The sequence below is a fragment of the Novipirellula sp. genome, assembly GCF_041583735.1.
Classification (GTDB): Bacteria; Planctomycetota; Planctomycetia; order Pirellulales; family Pirellulaceae; genus Novipirellula.
The window spans coordinates 1-14,189 of record NZ_JBFHFD010000172.1 but is presented as its reverse complement, the minus strand read 5'-3'; the positions used below and the strand labels follow the sequence as shown (position 1 = coordinate 14,189).

Genomic DNA, 14,189 nt, shown 5'->3' with positions numbered 1-14,189 from the left:
CGATTCGCGATATGCGGCGACCGATGAACCCCTCGAAGTGATCCGTGAATTCAAAACGATGGTGCGAAACCTTCATGATGCGGACATCGAGGTGATCCTTGACGTGGTTTACAACCATACGTTTGAAGGAAATCAAATGGGTCCGACGGCTTCGTTTCGTGGCATCGATAACGCGGCGTACTATCGTTTGGTAGCCGATGATCCACGCTATTACATGGATTACACCGGATGCGGGAACACGTTGAACGTTCGCAATCCGCGAGTGCTGCAATTCATCATGGACAGTTTGCGGTACTGGGTGACGCATATGCACGTGGACGGGTTTCGCTTTGATTTGGCGAGTACCTTAGCGAGAGAACTCCACGAAGTGGACAAACTTGGTGCGTTCTTTGACATCATTCACCAGGATCCAGTGCTATCGCAAGTGAAATTGATTGCCGAGCCATGGGATCTGGGCGAAGGGGGTTATCAAGTCGGCAACTTCCCGGTGGGATGGTCCGAATGGAACGGACGTTATCGGGATTGTGTTCGACGTTTCTGGAAGGGTGACGGCGGATTGGCGTCCGAGTTTGCGACTCGGATCACCGGATCAAGCGATTTGTACCAGTGGAATGGTCGTCGTCCCCATGCCAGCGTGAATTTTGTGACGTGTCACGACGGCTTCACGCTAAACGATTTGGTTTCGTACGACCATAAGCACAACGAAGCCAATAAAGAGGACAACCGCGACGGAGCCGATCACAACGACAGCTGGAACTGCGGCGAGGAAGGCCCCAGCGAAGACGAGGCGGTTGTGCATCTTCGAGAGAAAAAGAAACGAGCAATTCTAGCAACACTTTTGTTGTCACAAGGCGTGCCGATGTTGTTAAGTGGTGATGAATGCAGTCATACACAACGCGGCAACAACAACGCCTATTGCCAAGACAACGAATTGACTTGGTTAGATTGGTCCTCTGATGAATCAAAAGATCAGTTGCGTGAATTTGTGCAACAGGTCATCGAACTTCGCAAGTCACAACCAGTGTTCCATCGCCGGCGTTTCTTTCACGGACAAGCGATTCGCGGATTGGATAGTCTGGATGTCACCTGGCTGGATCCCGATGGCGAAGAGATGAGTGATGCCACTTGGAACGACCCAAGCGTCCGCTGTCTGGGTGTCCATTTTTGTGGTGGTAAGATCGACGTCGATGAGTATGGTGAACCGATCGTCGGTGACCATATTTTGATGCTATATAACGCCGATCACACGCAGGAGGTTGAATTCCGTTTACCCAAACTGGCCGCCGATAAATCTTGGCAACGCGTGTTCGACACCGCACTGTTCGATGAAAACGGGACCGATATTTTGCAAAATACCTACACCCTTAAAACATACTCACTGGTCGTGTTGAAGAGCCCTGTGGAAGCGGACTAAGAATAGAAATCGCCCCAGTGCTACGCCCAGAAACCGCTGATGCCGGAATGGGAAAAAGTTCGGAAAGAAAACTACGGCATTGCCGTTCTGTAACAACGCTCGCCAGAGCGTGGCTGGTTGCCACCAATGCGAGTCACCACCTTCTGGCGAAGGTAGCTACCCGCGTTATTCTTTGTTGCTCTGATTCGCGGATGGGTTCGTCACGAAGTGACGTCATGCAGTTTGAAAAAAATGACGTCGATTGCTTTACTGCGGATTTTGAATTCAGCGTAGCCTAGGCGTCCAGCCTGGGTTTGCTGAGGTTCCCAGGCTGGAAGCCTAGGCTACGCTGCTTCTATTCTTCTTCATGACCGCGTTCTTCGGCAGGGCCTCCTTCGCCGACCAAATTACGAGCGGTGTTGACCAAGCCGACATGGGAAAACGCTTGCGGAAAATTCCCGAGCATTCGTTTGTGATGCGGATCGTATTCTTCGGACATCAATCCGACATCGTTGCGGAGTCCAAGCAACATTTCAAACAGTTCGGTCGCTTCACCGACACGCCCAGCCAGAGCATAATTGTCGGCCAACCAAAACGAACACAACAAAAACGCTCCTTCACCCTCGGGCAACCCATCGACATTCGATTCCGTCAAATACCGCACCACCAATCCGTCTTTGACCAATCGATCTTCGATCAAGCGGAGCGTGCCGATCATCTTGGGATCGTTGGCTTCGACAAAACCGACCAACGGCAACATCAACAAACTGGCGTCGGTTTCGTCCGAGCCGTAAGACTGAACGAAGCCGCCGAGTTTTTCGTTGAATCCTTTCGCACAAACTTCGGCCTGGATTTTATCCCGTAACTTTTTCCAACGCGAAGCGTCCCCAGGCATCCCAAAATGCTCGACGTCTTTGACAGCGCGATCCGCAGCGACCCATGCCATCACCTTGGAATGGGTAAAGTGGCGTTGGTCGCCACGAATTTCCCAAATCCCTTCGTCCGGTTTCTCCCACTGTGTTTCCAGGAATTCCATGACTGCCGTCTGGACTCGCCAGGCGTCTTCGTCGGCATCCAGACCATAACGGCGAGCCAAGTGCAGAGTTTCCATGATTTCGCCCGGCACATCGAGTTGGTGTTGTCGATAGGCGGCATTGCCGGTTCGCACGGGGGACGAGTTTTCATATCCCGGCAACCAATCAAGTTCCAATTCGGTCAATCGTCGCTCACCAGCAACGCCGTACATGATTTGCAATTGTGACGGATTGCCCGCTGCCGCATTGACCAACCATTTTCGCCATGCCTTGGCCTCTTCGGTGTAACCACCGATCAGAAGTGAATAGAGAGTGAACGTCGAATCACGAATCCAACAATAGCGATAGTCCCAATTGCGGACGCCCCCGATATGCTCGGGCAGCGACGTGGTGGCTGCGGCGACGATGCCTCCGGTCGGTGCGTACGTCAACGCCTTTAGCGTGATCAAGGATTGTTGCACCTCCTTTCTCCATCGACCTTTGAACGTGCAGCGGCCTGACCATGCTTGCCACCACGTCGTGGCGTCCTCGAGTGTTTGCAGTACATTTTTTTCAAGCGGCGGTGGATCTTGGGTGCGGGTCCACGTCAGTTGAAATGCAGCTTGTTGGTGGGGGCCGAGGTGAAATTTCGAGACCATCGTTTGCTCGTCGACCTGCACTTGTTGATCCGATGTGCTGTAGACACATTCGGGCCCGGCGATGGCCCGGATCCCACGATCGGTGTGCTGAACCCAGGGCAAGATCGCTCCGTAATCGAAACGCAACGCCAACCGGCTCACGACCTCGACTTCCCCCTGAACGCCTTCGATCAATCGAAAAACATCCGATTCTCGCGTTTGAGGTGCCATGAAATCGATCAGTCGGATCGTTCCCGAATCGGTCGTCATTTCGGTCTCGAGAATCAGTGTTCCCGGGCGATAGCGACGTTGAACTTTGCGGATAGGTTCGGTCGGCGAAATCTTCCAAAAACCGTGGCTTTCGTTACCGAGCAGCGCCGAGCAACATGCGGCCGAGTCAAAACGGGGAAGACATAGCCAATCCATCGAACCTGTTTTGTCGACCAACGCGGCGCCACGACAATCGCCTAACAACGCATAGTCTTCGATCTTTGAAACCACAATCAACCTCTCCGAAAAAATCACTACAGGATTTAGTGCAATCACGCTCGACGCGTTAACCGAGCGGAGTGAACGCCATTCTTTTTACCAGGCCCCCTGATATCCGCCGTGTGCGGCCAACACAGTCCACGTCGTCGTGCAGTGCTAATACCAGGCCAACGGGTTGGCAGTGCTCTCAGAATATCGCCGCCCAAATTGTCACTCCGCCGCCCAAATTGTCACTCTGCCGCCCAGAATGTTTCTCCGCCGTCAGGAGCGTGCAAGACAGTGGGTTCCCAGGCAGGAAGCCTAGGATCCAGCGCTCGTCAAGTCGAGTACAATACGCAGCAATGGCAACGAACCCGCCGGCATCGCTGCATGCCTTAAAATAGAGACGTCCCCTTCAGGAGCAGAGAGATGGATTCATCGGTAAACGGCGGGCTCACGCTGGCTCGCCGCGACTTCGTGCAACTATCCGCTGGGATCATTGGCGGCCTGGGAATTCCAGGTCTCTTTGATGGCGTCGTCGAAGCGGCTGACGACAACGAAACAACGACCAAATCATCGCTTGACGAGTCGTATCTCGAGTTAGGCCTGATCGGCATGGCAAGGTCCAATGGATGGTTCAATGCCCATTTAGGTGCCGCAGTGCTTGCAGGCTACTACATGTGCAACGAGAATCGGTTCAGTGATGCAATCGTCGACAGCGTCAAGAAACAACTCGATGCGTTAATCGCAACCCACCGCGAGCAATTTTCTCCGTTTGAAAACGTGTCCGGCGCCATTCCGTTCATCGAAGACGTACCCCGCTCATTGAACGCAGCGGTTCAGGGAGGCTTGCGGGCACACGGCCACGCCGTGATCTACACCGCACTTTCGGTGCGAGCCCTACGAGATGTCCCGCACATGGCTGACCCTCGACTGATCAAACTTTTGTGCGGTCACAACGGACAAATCGCACAAAAAACGCCAAGCCAGCCCAGAGTTTTTTCGGAATATGCCGACACTCAAGCAATGATCGAGGCGTTGTTTGACAGCCTCGCCCGATTCGAACCACTGGTGGGGCGCCCAACCGTTAGACGTCCAAACTTTACTCACATGACGACGCACACCGAGGCGTTGATGAGTTTGGATGCAATGGGTTACACCGAATTAGCAAAGGCGGGGCAACGGGGACACCAGGCCCATATCGATGAACCCGTTCCCGACTTCAATCCGGCCGAACACCCGTTGGATGAACGCGAATCGACACTGGCCGACATCATGAACGAGGATTTCTGGCAGGACGAAGACAACCAGAAGCAGTGGAATGGACCTTGGAATGTGAAGAAGAATCCCAATGGCTATTGGTTGGCGTTTGGTCATTTATTCAAGGTGCTGTATAGCTACCATCGACTCATTGGACGCATTCAAGACAAGGACAAGGTCGCACTGTGTAGCCGAGTTCTTCTGGAGCGTTGTGTCAACCCAGAAGTGCAGGGCGGTTAGCTATCCGTGGCGGTCAGGTCATTGCGAAAGAGACCCCGCCGCAATGTAACTATATGAGCCTCCAGCTCCACTTTGCAAACGCGACGCTTCCGCTGCGACGCGGCTATTCCAGAAATATCGGTGCACATGACCTCTTCGGAATCGCCCGCAGTGCTCTTTGACCTTTTCGGGTTCCTCCCCCGACTTTATCGGGCTTCGCCCTCGCGGCGCGTTGGCAATACACAGGGGTGTCGACGGCGATTTCAACTTGACAATTGAATTCTGTTTCTTGTTCGCGAAGAACGGTTTAAGCTCAGAGCGAAATGATTCCCTCTCGGTAACCGCCTTCCTAATCAACCTTGAGTGAAATTTTGTACCTGGTTTCTTTCTCTCATTCTATGAATCCGTTTTGATAACACGCGGCACCCAGGCGGTTGCTATGCTGGGAGAGGACGTCTCTCTCTCGGTCCCTCCCTACTTGCATACACGCGATTTCACCAATGCCATTTTCGACAGAATTGAAAAGTCGCTCCAAACAAGTTTTACGAGAGTTTCAGGCGTCAGATACGTTTCAAGGCATCTTTCATTCACGGACCGATCCGGAATTCATACGCGTCGTCATTCGTCGAGTTCTATTTGAAGTTGCGACTTACGGACCTTTTATCACGTCGGCATCTTTCACGGCGATCGGTCGCTTGTGTCACCAGTGGCCGCGTGTCGAAGCATTGGCGATGCATCTGTCCGAAGAAGCACGGCATCCCCAGTTGGCCATGGATGGTTTTCTTCTGCTCGGCGGTGACCACGACGAGGCCGCCGAATGTAAACTAAGTCCCGCTGCTTTTGCGGTCGCTGCCGTTTGCGAACAATGCGGGCGCAGCGGGCATCCCGCTGGTTACCTGGGATTCATGTACCTGATGGAGTTTACGACGATCACCTTGGCCACGCAGGCACGTAAACTGCTCGCTTCCGCCAACCTTCAAATCCTCCACGTTGATATGCATTCAAAAGTCGATATCGAGCATGTTGCGCTACTGGATACCGAAATAAACGCCCTGGTCGAAAGTCTGCCGGAAACACGTTCGGCGATTTTAGACGGGTTCGATCGATTTGCAGCCGTCTATCCGCTGCCACTTTGGAAGTTTGCCTACGAGACCGCTCGAGGAGAGTTGGAATGTCAGCGTCAACCTACCGCGTAATCGCGGCAATTACCAAGTGCCAGCGACAACATGTGTATGACATACGGCGTACCGCTTTCAGCCAAGCGGGCGTCGAACTTGCCTCGACTTCCGGCGACGACAAATACGACGCTGACGACAACAGCACGTCTTATTTGCTCTATCAGGAAGACCGCCCGGTTGGAACCCTTCGTGCGTCCATTTACGCGTCTGAATTACAATGGCGCCGGGTTCCCGCGATGGACTTCTTTATGCCAGCGATCACCCAGTCATTCCACAACGATGACCCGATGGTACAGTCATCACAGTTCGCCATCCTGCCGCCGGGACGCTCAAAAACCTGGCTACCCAATGCGTCGTTGTTTCAAATTTTAGTCGATACGGCGAGTCGCTATGAGGCGCACTGGATCATCTCCATCATTCGCGATCGTCCCAGCCAGTTGAAATTTTATGGCCGCTTGGGCTTCCGCCCCATCAGTTCGCCGCAGTGGTTTCCACCTGTCAATCGCATGTGCGTCTTGATGTGCGCGCCGATTGATACTTTCGCGCAGTGGACGTTGCAGCACCGATTACGGCACCAACCGCCACCACCCGAGTTACTACCAGGGATTTCATAGGCATCATTAAAAATGTGCCGGCTACGAGAATGTCCTGCATGAGACTCCGCTGCGACGGCTTAGCGTCTCGCACTGAGTATTTTTTCTCTTCATTGACATTTCCCTAAATAAAAAGCTTTGCCGGCTAAATCATCTTTGTGGCTGGCAGCTGCAGATCGCGTCACAATAGGACAAGCTCTTCGACCGATTCAGTCGACTTCCAATTCCTCAAATTTTGAAGAACAGGAAGATGCGTCACTCGCTATCGCTTGGTTTCGCTGCAATTGCGGTAATTTCTGTCATCCCATGTTTGCAATTCGACAACGTGATCGCCGACGACACCACCGCCCGAACGGTTCCAATTACCCAAACGTTGGTGGGCCCCCGGACGATGTCACGTTCCGGCATCGCCGATGCCTATCCAGGAACAACAATCCATTCCCCTAAGCGGGTTCGGCTTGACCACATGTGGGATCCAGTCTGAATCCGACCGATTCTACTTTTCCAACATATCGACCATGGCCTTGCCCATCGCTTCGCCAACGTTCATATAGGTCTCGGCATTGCTGCCGTAATGGCTGTTGGAACTGCCCCCCATGCTCAGTGGATGGGTGTAGACACTCGCAACGCTGCCTTCGAACTCCGGGTACTTGCTGCTGGCGACGGCAAGCTGGGCGTCGAGGATGAGTCGTTCGTTGCCTTCGCCGTCCATCTCGGTCTGGCCCAGCGTGGCGCAGACGAACTTTGCGTTGGGCGCATCAAAATCCTTCCGCAGCTGCTTGATCAATCGGACAAGATTCTGCTCGTATCGGCGGGCATGGGCGGAGTTGTAGCGATCCTTGTCACCTTGCCAGAAGAAGAAACCCGCGACCTCGTACGTCTTCGCACCCGGGTAAACCTTGTCGAGTTCGGCTAGCACCTTCTTCGCATTGGCGATGTCGCCGTCATATTGCATACCAGCATACCAACCGATCGGTTGTGGATCGGTGCCTTTTTCCCATTTGGCGGGCGAGTCCTTGTAGCCGGCATAGACGAACGTCTTTGTTTCTCCGGTCTTCTTATCCGTCTCGTCGACCTCGTAACGTTCGCTGCCCGGCGGCAGCAGGTCCCAGCCGAGGCTGCGGTTGCCGATGCAACTTTTGAGTATTAGCACAGGGGCGTCGGTGGCGTGCCCCACGTAATGTCCGATGCCGTGCTCGGGACCAATTTTACCGCCCTGAATGGTCATCCAATCATTGTTGAATTGTCGCATCGCTCCGGTGCCACTCCCCATCACACGCACGTAGCGCAGATCCTTGCGAACCGTCCAATTGCCTTCGTCGTCGACCAGATAAGGATACTTGTGCTTCTTCTGCACCGCGTAGGTTAACGCCCCTTCCTTGTCACCTGTGACCTTGCCAGCCCCCAGCATATTGGATTGCCCCAACAGGATGTAGACTTGCACAGGCTTGGACATGTCGGCTGGCTTGCCATCGGGATCCGGCAACGGAGCGGCGACCTCGGCGGCAAATCCAGAGACGGCGAGCACCATCATCACGACGGCGGTATTAGCCAGCAACAAACGAACTGGAAGACGGAAGATCATGAAAGGCCCCTTCAAGTTGACAATGCAAACTGAACAGCGAAGCCGGACGACGTCGTCAAAACGTTCGCTCCGTCACGCACTCCTCGCGAAACATTTTAGTGTAGCGGAAGTCGACAAGACTTTCGTTCCATTACGCACGCCTCCCCCCAAAACTCTTAGCGAGTTTCGCTACGAAATAAAAACACCCTTGCTCGCCTACGTGGCGAACAAGGGTGTTTCGTGAATCATATCGTCGCAAGCAGCGTTGCTTTTTTATCACGCCTGGGCGTTAGAGTCGTTGCGTTGCAATCGACTGCTCACTCAACCGGCACCAAGTCTTCCTCCGGCGTGGTTTGGTCACCATGTTCGTCCAAGTAGGCACTCAGTTCATCCGGGTCCGCGGTCGGACCTGTGTTGCCAGCGCCACATCCCATCATTGGGACCATCAAAAACAAAGCTGCAAAGAAAGTTGCCAATCGGCTCATTGAAAACACCTAGTCTTGGTAATTGAGTTCACAAGAATAAAACTTTCCGCTTCACCACAATCGAAACGGAAGCTCAATAACAATCTAACGATCGATTATAGCTCTTCGTCGATGACTTCCTTGGTAGCACGCGTCCCCAATGCTCCCCAAAAACCATAGGGGCTTGGCGCGCCGGGAACGGATTGCGGGTCGTCGTGGTTGGCTTGGTTTCCAACCTGGCCTCGTTCCAAATTGCCTGTGTCAATCGAATCGGTAATAAATTTGACGGCGCCATCGGCCAACAACACATGGCATCCGCCTTGGTGTCGGCTGCCTGGCGGCACGATGCCTTGCGATTCGTGATTTGACCCCATGCATACCTCGCCATTTGGCGGCAAGATCGTGGTCATTTGGGTATACAGCGGACGAGAAAATGCCCATTTGTAACCTCGCCGCTCTTCGCCACCACCGGTCAATGTTGCACCGCTAACCCAAAATTGAGGTCGCTGCGGATCACGCATTGCATCGCAGGTGCGATTGTTTCCCATGCGAACGATCGGGGTCGAACCACTGTTGCCCGCATGCGTGCGAACATCGCGGTCACCCAAATCGGTAACAATCTCGCCCGCACAGATCGTGTTGGCCAAGCCGTCCAGGATGTCGCGAAATTTCATCGCCTGTCGATGGACAAACACACCTCGCTGGGCCGCTCGAACGCGTTGAGCATATTGAGGATTCCCATCGCTATCGACCGGCCCGTCGGCTCCCATGTCGATCGAGTCGCCGGAGCAAACGGCGTAGTTCGTGCGTCCTTGAGCCGGCAGCCCCACGCCGGGATCGCTTGGACAGCGGTATGATGCAATGTTGGTCAACCACGGTTCATATCGACCGTTGTTGTTGTGGTGCGCCAACGATCGATGCGGACTTGGCCCCATCGACTGAACATCGACCGTTCCATCACCATCTAAATCCCTGGGGTTGGAAATCTGCTCCCACAACGCCTGTTGCTCAATAAACGGCGTCAAACCGACCAAGCAACTCAGATCGCGTCGCGTGTTGCCACGCATATTGAAACCGTCATACGCCGCGTTGGAAATATTGTCGGTTCCGCCACCGTGAATCGGCAGTTGTTTATAGGCGGAATGGTAATTGTGTAATCCCAAGCCGATTTGCTTGAAATTGTTACTGCAACTCATCCGCCGGGCGGCCTCGCGAGCCGCTTGAACTGCTGGCAACAACAATCCCACGAGAACGCCGATGATTGCAATCACAACGAGAAGCTCCACCAGCGTGAAGCCTCTTCGATAACTAGTGCGATACATAAAGTACTCCTTGTACGCAAATGATAAGAATGAGAGGTTTTGACGAGTTAGGAGGCATGCGTTAGCGGCGCAGCCTCAGCACATCACCCCATGGTGATTACCGACGAGCGTCCTGCGAGATTTTGGAACAGCCGCATCACAGGACTTTCCAGCAACGGCGCAACGGACTTACACCGCTGCCCCAATCGCACTCTCCCAAAACGAAAAAGAAATCTGTCGCGATCAACTGATTTGTGTTGATCCGTACACCGTTTCGTCGGTTTCTATAGACTATCAACACAGCGGAAGCAATTCTAGCACAAGCGGTTGCATTCTGGCAACACTCCGGGGGCACCGTAATGCTCTACAAGCGTTCTGCGAATACTAAACAATCGACCAGAGCGACTGGAAATACAGAAACGTTGCAGTGCCTAGGCTGGTTGTCTCAGCGGAGCACAAATATGGCGAATCTCAGTTTACCTCGATTTTAAAGGGAAAAAGCAAACGAGACGAACAATCCTCACCTCCCCCTTGACACGATTTATGTGCGTCATGGGATCAGACCTCGCTGTGACCGGTTGATTACCAGACGCTGCGTGCGAGCCAAGACGCGTCAAAACAACTCACAGAATTAGGTTGGACACTCGGTAATGAATCACTCAGGTCAACCGCAGTTCCATGCCGCCGGACCTCGTCAGCAAGCAAATCCCCATCAACGATCATAGCGACGCGACGCGATCATTCTCACCAACAGCGAAACCGAATTCGCTTGTGCCGAGAACGCTTGCAATTCGCACTCGTGGAGTCGATGGGTTTTCGCACTCGTGGAGTCGATGGGATCGCGCCACGTGGTGTCGGACAAACCGAAACAGCAGGGTATCGAATCGCACTAAGTGACCATCCCAACAGATGAACGCGTCGACATAATCGCCAGCCAGCTAGAGTTCATCGAGCCCCTCGACAAACACGATTCAGATGTCGTCGAAACGACGGCGGTAGGCCAGTGCCGTCTACTTTGGGTAGCAGTGCGGCGCGGGGCCCGCCCGGTTGCAGCGAGCAAAACGTGCGATTTTAACGGAGCGGCAGGCGCCGCTCCGTTACGAAAATCACCCGGTTGGGGCGAAAGTAGATGGTATTGAGCAGCGTCTATCCAATGCGAATCGAACCAGGATCGTAAGTGACGAACACGGAACCGATGAATACCGATCCGATGCGTGTCGTTCGTGTTTAGGTCATCAATGAAAATCACATCGATCGAATCAAACCTACTTGCCGAAATTGAGTTTTTAAATGCTGGACGCGGGCCCGGCGACTTCTACACCGCCCCAGCATTCGACAAACGAGGCGGCTCGGGCGACGTACGCCCCCGTGTCGAACGCTTTCGCCGCCGCATTCGACTGGGTCGTGGGTGTCGCTGGAAACCCCGACACGTTCGAAAACGGGGCGAACCGGCCAAGGTGGACTGTTCCCCGTCCATTTTTCGATAACGACGAAGTCGCGATTGGCGGCGTGACAATCGCCGGGCTCAGTGGAATCCCCGGCAACCCGAGACGTCCTTGACGACGCACCGAAGACGACTTTGCCGAGACAATTCGTCTGCTGTTACGCGGCGAACCCGCGATCGCACTATTGCACTATTGCACGATAGTCCAGACGTTCCAGAGAATGGCTTCCGCGGATCACCGCGCATCCGAGAAGTCTTCGAGCGATCCGCTCATACGCTTGTTATCCCAGGTCATTCTCATTGGCCAGAACCGCTCGCCGAACTCGCTTGCGGAACGCAAGTTCTTAATGTGGACGCGCGAGTCGTTATCCTGACCAAAAATTAAACGTTCGTCCCGCCCCTCGTGATTCATCCATGACCATCGCCTGCATCGACGTCGGCTACACCGAATCGGCATCCGATCCGACGACCGCCATCGCTGCCTGTGTTGTCATCGCGGACTGGAGTGATGCCAACGCGATTGCAGAACACGTCATCTGCATTGCAAACGTCCGTGACTACCAACCCGGCCAGTTCTACCTGCGAGAACTCCCCTGCATCCAAGCCGTGTTGGCGGAACTCAAAACGTCGCCGAGTTGTGTCGTCATTGACGGCTACGTATGGTTGGACGATCAAGACCATCCCGGACTCGGCAAGTATCTGTACGATGCGTTTGACCAGATCGTTCCCGTGATCGGCGTCGCTAAGAACCCGTTCAAGCGATCGCTTCACGCTCGAAAACTCTATCGAGGCGGCAGTACTCGGCCGCTCTACATCACCTCGGTTGGCATTTCCGACTCGCGGGCAGCGAGCAACATCGCCGCCATGCATGGCCCGCATCGCTATCTCACCCTCCTCAAACAAGTCGACCGACTAAGTCGCGGAGAACAACCAGCATGAATGATGCCCTCAAACACTTCGCCGACCTGCCGTGGGTTGAAATTGTTGGTAAACGCGTTTCCAATCGCAGCGGCCAAAGTCGAGGTCGCCGATCGGGGCATGGCTACGATCCGACCGTGGTGGATTAAGGTAAATAAAGTCTGATCAATCACGGAGGACGGTCGTGGATTGCTGGCAACGTCACATGGAGAGATCGAGTCATTTTCGCAACGAACACGCAAAGATCGCGGAGCGATCAGCGACGTTGATGCTAAACTTAGCGGCGCTAAATTTAGAGGGAATGTGTAATGGTGAGGAGATGCAATGAATAGGCTACGGTTCACTGGTTGTGTTGATTCGGATGAATTGGCCCGCAAAAATCGGAATGTGCTCGAAATACGTCACGAGATCGCCGAGTCGCTCGGTCGCTCTGCGCTCGATGCGATCGACGATGGCCAATACCTGACCGACCATGGCGTGGTCGATTGGTCGGAACAGATCAAGAAGGCCGTGGCGGCGAAAGTTTCGATTCCACCCAACATGCCTCTGCCGACTGCGGAAGCACACCCCGATGGTGATGGGCATGCCGAGACGCGAGTGACCGTTGCTAACGAAACAACGCTGGTCGCCGCTCATGCTCTGGTCGACGAAGGGCTTCGTCCGCTTGCACTCAACTTTGCCAATGGCGTTGAACCTGGCGGTGGATTTCTGCGCGGCGCGACCGCACAAGAGGAAACGCTGTGCCGATCCAGCGGCTTGTACGCGACGCTGTTTGGCGATCCAATGTACGAATTCCATCGCGACCACGATCCGGCTGCCTCAAGCGACTGGGCGATCTTGTCGCCCAATGTGCCGGTCTTTCGAAACGATGCAGCGGTGGAATGCGACCCACCGTGGTCGCTGGATTTTCTGACCTGTGCCGCACCCTACGCTCCGGCGATCGGCCGGCTGGATGCAGAACCGATGCTTCGCAAACGGATTCACCGCGTTCTGGCGATCGCGCGTGCTTACCAGTACCAATCGCTCGTCTTGGGTGCTTGGGGGTGTGGCGCGTTTGCCAACGACCCGCTGCAAACCGCAAAGGATTTTCGCGATGCACTCGAGGGTGATTTTGCTGGCGCGTTCGAGCGTGTCGTTTTCGCGATCACCGATTGGTCGGATCAGCGAAGGTTTTTGCGGCCATTCAGTAGTGTGTTTTCAAAGGATTGAGTATCGGACCTGACAACGTCTCGGATTGTCGTGAAGACTCGTCGGCTGCCGAGTGGGAGTCTGCGAACCTGAGTTTGCCCGAGGGCCATCGGACGCGATTGCCACGCGATGACGCTGGAGCAATGGGGAAACGTTGCGATTATAACGCCACCTTCGGCTCTCTGATCTTGATAACGGCCCTCCGCGAAACAAGAATGGGGCGAACGAACGCTCGAAAATCGCCGCCAGAGTGCGAATCGGTCTGCGGAGCCTACTTTGTCGATGTCAAACACCATCACAACCACAAACGCCAACAAAAACGAAAAGAACGCTAGAATGAATCGAATCGAACGCGGCATTTTGATCACGCTATTTTGGGCTGTGATGATCCCCTTGGCCGGTGCCGATGACGGAGCGAAGATCCGGCTGCTGATCGACTCCGACGCGAACAACGAAACCGATGACCAGCACGCCATCGCCTACGCGTTATTGAGTCCAGACCGCTTTGACGTCGAGGGCATCACCGTCAACAAAACGCACAATGGCGG

At 54.3% G+C, this 14,189-nt stretch carries 10 protein-coding genes and 2 pseudogenes; 8 read left to right on the top strand and 4 right to left on the bottom strand.

Going from position 1 to position 14,189, the window contains the following annotated elements:
• The coding region (gene glgX / locus ABX962_RS14665) for a glycogen debranching protein GlgX (RefSeq protein ID WP_372720632.1) at positions 1-1,414 on the top strand (1,414 nt) is incomplete at its 5' end.
• A 334-nt stretch (positions 1,415-1,748) separates the two neighbouring features.
• Here the strand turns inward: glgX and ABX962_RS14660 are convergent.
• On the bottom strand, positions 1,749-3,545 hold the full coding sequence (locus ABX962_RS14660) for a glycoside hydrolase family 15 protein (RefSeq protein ID WP_372720630.1): 1,797 nt from the start codon (positions 3,543-3,545) through the stop codon (positions 1,749-1,751).
• Positions 3,546-3,941: 396 nt separating this feature from the next.
• Here ABX962_RS14660 and ABX962_RS14655 point away from each other — a divergent pair, with 396 nt between their 5' ends.
• The 3 genes from ABX962_RS14655 to ABX962_RS14645 all read left to right on the top strand — a co-directional run bounded on the left by ABX962_RS14655 (position 3,942) and on the right by ABX962_RS14645 (position 6,783).
• Positions 3,942-5,012 carry a hypothetical protein gene (locus ABX962_RS14655; RefSeq protein WP_372720628.1) on the top strand — a complete coding sequence of 357 codons (1,071 nt, stop codon included), beginning with the start codon at positions 3,942-3,944 and terminating at the stop codon, positions 5,010-5,012.
• A gap of 479 nt (positions 5,013-5,491) precedes the next feature.
• Positions 5,492-6,187: an iron-containing redox enzyme family protein gene (locus ABX962_RS14650; RefSeq protein WP_372720626.1), complete on the top strand. Its 696-nt coding sequence runs from the start codon at positions 5,492-5,494 to the stop codon at positions 6,185-6,187.
• Positions 6,163-6,783 (top strand): hypothetical protein, encoded by a 621-nt coding sequence (locus tag ABX962_RS14645; RefSeq protein ID WP_372720624.1) that lies wholly within the window; start codon positions 6,163-6,165, stop codon positions 6,781-6,783. Before ABX962_RS14650 ends, ABX962_RS14645 begins: the two co-directional genes overlap by 25 nt.
• Before the next feature lie 475 nt (positions 6,784-7,258).
• Here ABX962_RS14645 and ABX962_RS14640 read toward each other — a convergent pair whose 3' ends face one another.
• From ABX962_RS14640 to ABX962_RS14630, 3 genes are all read right to left on the bottom strand, one after another.
• Positions 7,259-8,347, bottom strand: coding sequence for a sialate O-acetylesterase (locus tag ABX962_RS14640; RefSeq protein ID WP_372720623.1), 1,089 nt, complete (start codon positions 8,345-8,347; stop codon positions 7,259-7,261).
• Positions 8,348-8,643: 296 nt separating this feature from the next.
• Positions 8,644-8,811 (bottom strand): hypothetical protein, encoded by a 168-nt coding sequence (locus ABX962_RS14635; RefSeq protein ID WP_372720621.1) that lies wholly within the window; start codon positions 8,809-8,811, stop codon positions 8,644-8,646.
• A 95-nt stretch (positions 8,812-8,906) separates the two neighbouring features.
• Positions 8,907-10,112, bottom strand: coding sequence for a DUF1559 domain-containing protein (locus tag ABX962_RS14630; RefSeq protein ID WP_372720619.1), 1,206 nt, complete (start codon positions 10,110-10,112; stop codon positions 8,907-8,909).
• A 1,813-nt stretch (positions 10,113-11,925) separates the two neighbouring features.
• Here ABX962_RS14630 and ABX962_RS14625 point away from each other — a divergent pair.
• The 4 genes and pseudogenes from ABX962_RS14625 to ABX962_RS14610 form a co-directional block, all read left to right on the top strand.
• A pseudogene (locus ABX962_RS14625) lies at positions 11,926-12,474 on the top strand (endonuclease V); the annotation flags it as partial.
• Positions 12,471-12,602 (top strand): hypothetical protein, encoded by a 132-nt coding sequence (locus tag ABX962_RS14620; RefSeq protein ID WP_372720617.1) that lies wholly within the window; start codon positions 12,471-12,473, stop codon positions 12,600-12,602. The pseudogene ABX962_RS14625 and the gene ABX962_RS14620, both read left to right, overlap by 4 nt.
• Before the next feature lie 175 nt (positions 12,603-12,777).
• Complete coding sequence (locus ABX962_RS14615) at positions 12,778-13,662, top strand: TIGR02452 family protein (RefSeq protein ID WP_372720616.1); 885 nt, start codon at positions 12,778-12,780, stop codon at positions 13,660-13,662.
• Positions 13,663-13,977: 315 nt separating this feature from the next.
• Positions 13,978-14,189: pseudogene (locus ABX962_RS14610) on the top strand (nucleoside hydrolase); the annotation flags it as partial.

Coding starts and splice junctions, on each gene's coding strand:
- ABX962_RS14655 (WP_372720628.1), top strand. CDS start 3,942: ATGGATTCATCGGTAAACGGCGGGCTCACGCTGGCTCGCCGCGACTTC.
- ABX962_RS14650 (WP_372720626.1), top strand. CDS start 5,492: ATGCCATTTTCGACAGAATTGAAAAGTCGCTCCAAACAAGTTTTACGA.
- ABX962_RS14645 (WP_372720624.1), top strand. CDS start 6,163: ATGTCAGCGTCAACCTACCGCGTAATCGCGGCAATTACCAAGTGCCAG.
- ABX962_RS14640 (WP_372720623.1), bottom strand. CDS start 8,347: ATGATCTTCCGTCTTCCAGTTCGTTTGTTGCTGGCTAATACCGCCGTC.
- ABX962_RS14635 (WP_372720621.1), bottom strand. CDS start 8,811: ATGAGCCGATTGGCAACTTTCTTTGCAGCTTTGTTTTTGATGGTCCCA.
- ABX962_RS14630 (WP_372720619.1), bottom strand. CDS start 10,112: ATGTATCGCACTAGTTATCGAAGAGGCTTCACGCTGGTGGAGCTTCTC.
- ABX962_RS14620 (WP_372720617.1), top strand. CDS start 12,471: ATGAATGATGCCCTCAAACACTTCGCCGACCTGCCGTGGGTTGAAATT.
- ABX962_RS14615 (WP_372720616.1), top strand. CDS start 12,778: ATGAATAGGCTACGGTTCACTGGTTGTGTTGATTCGGATGAATTGGCC.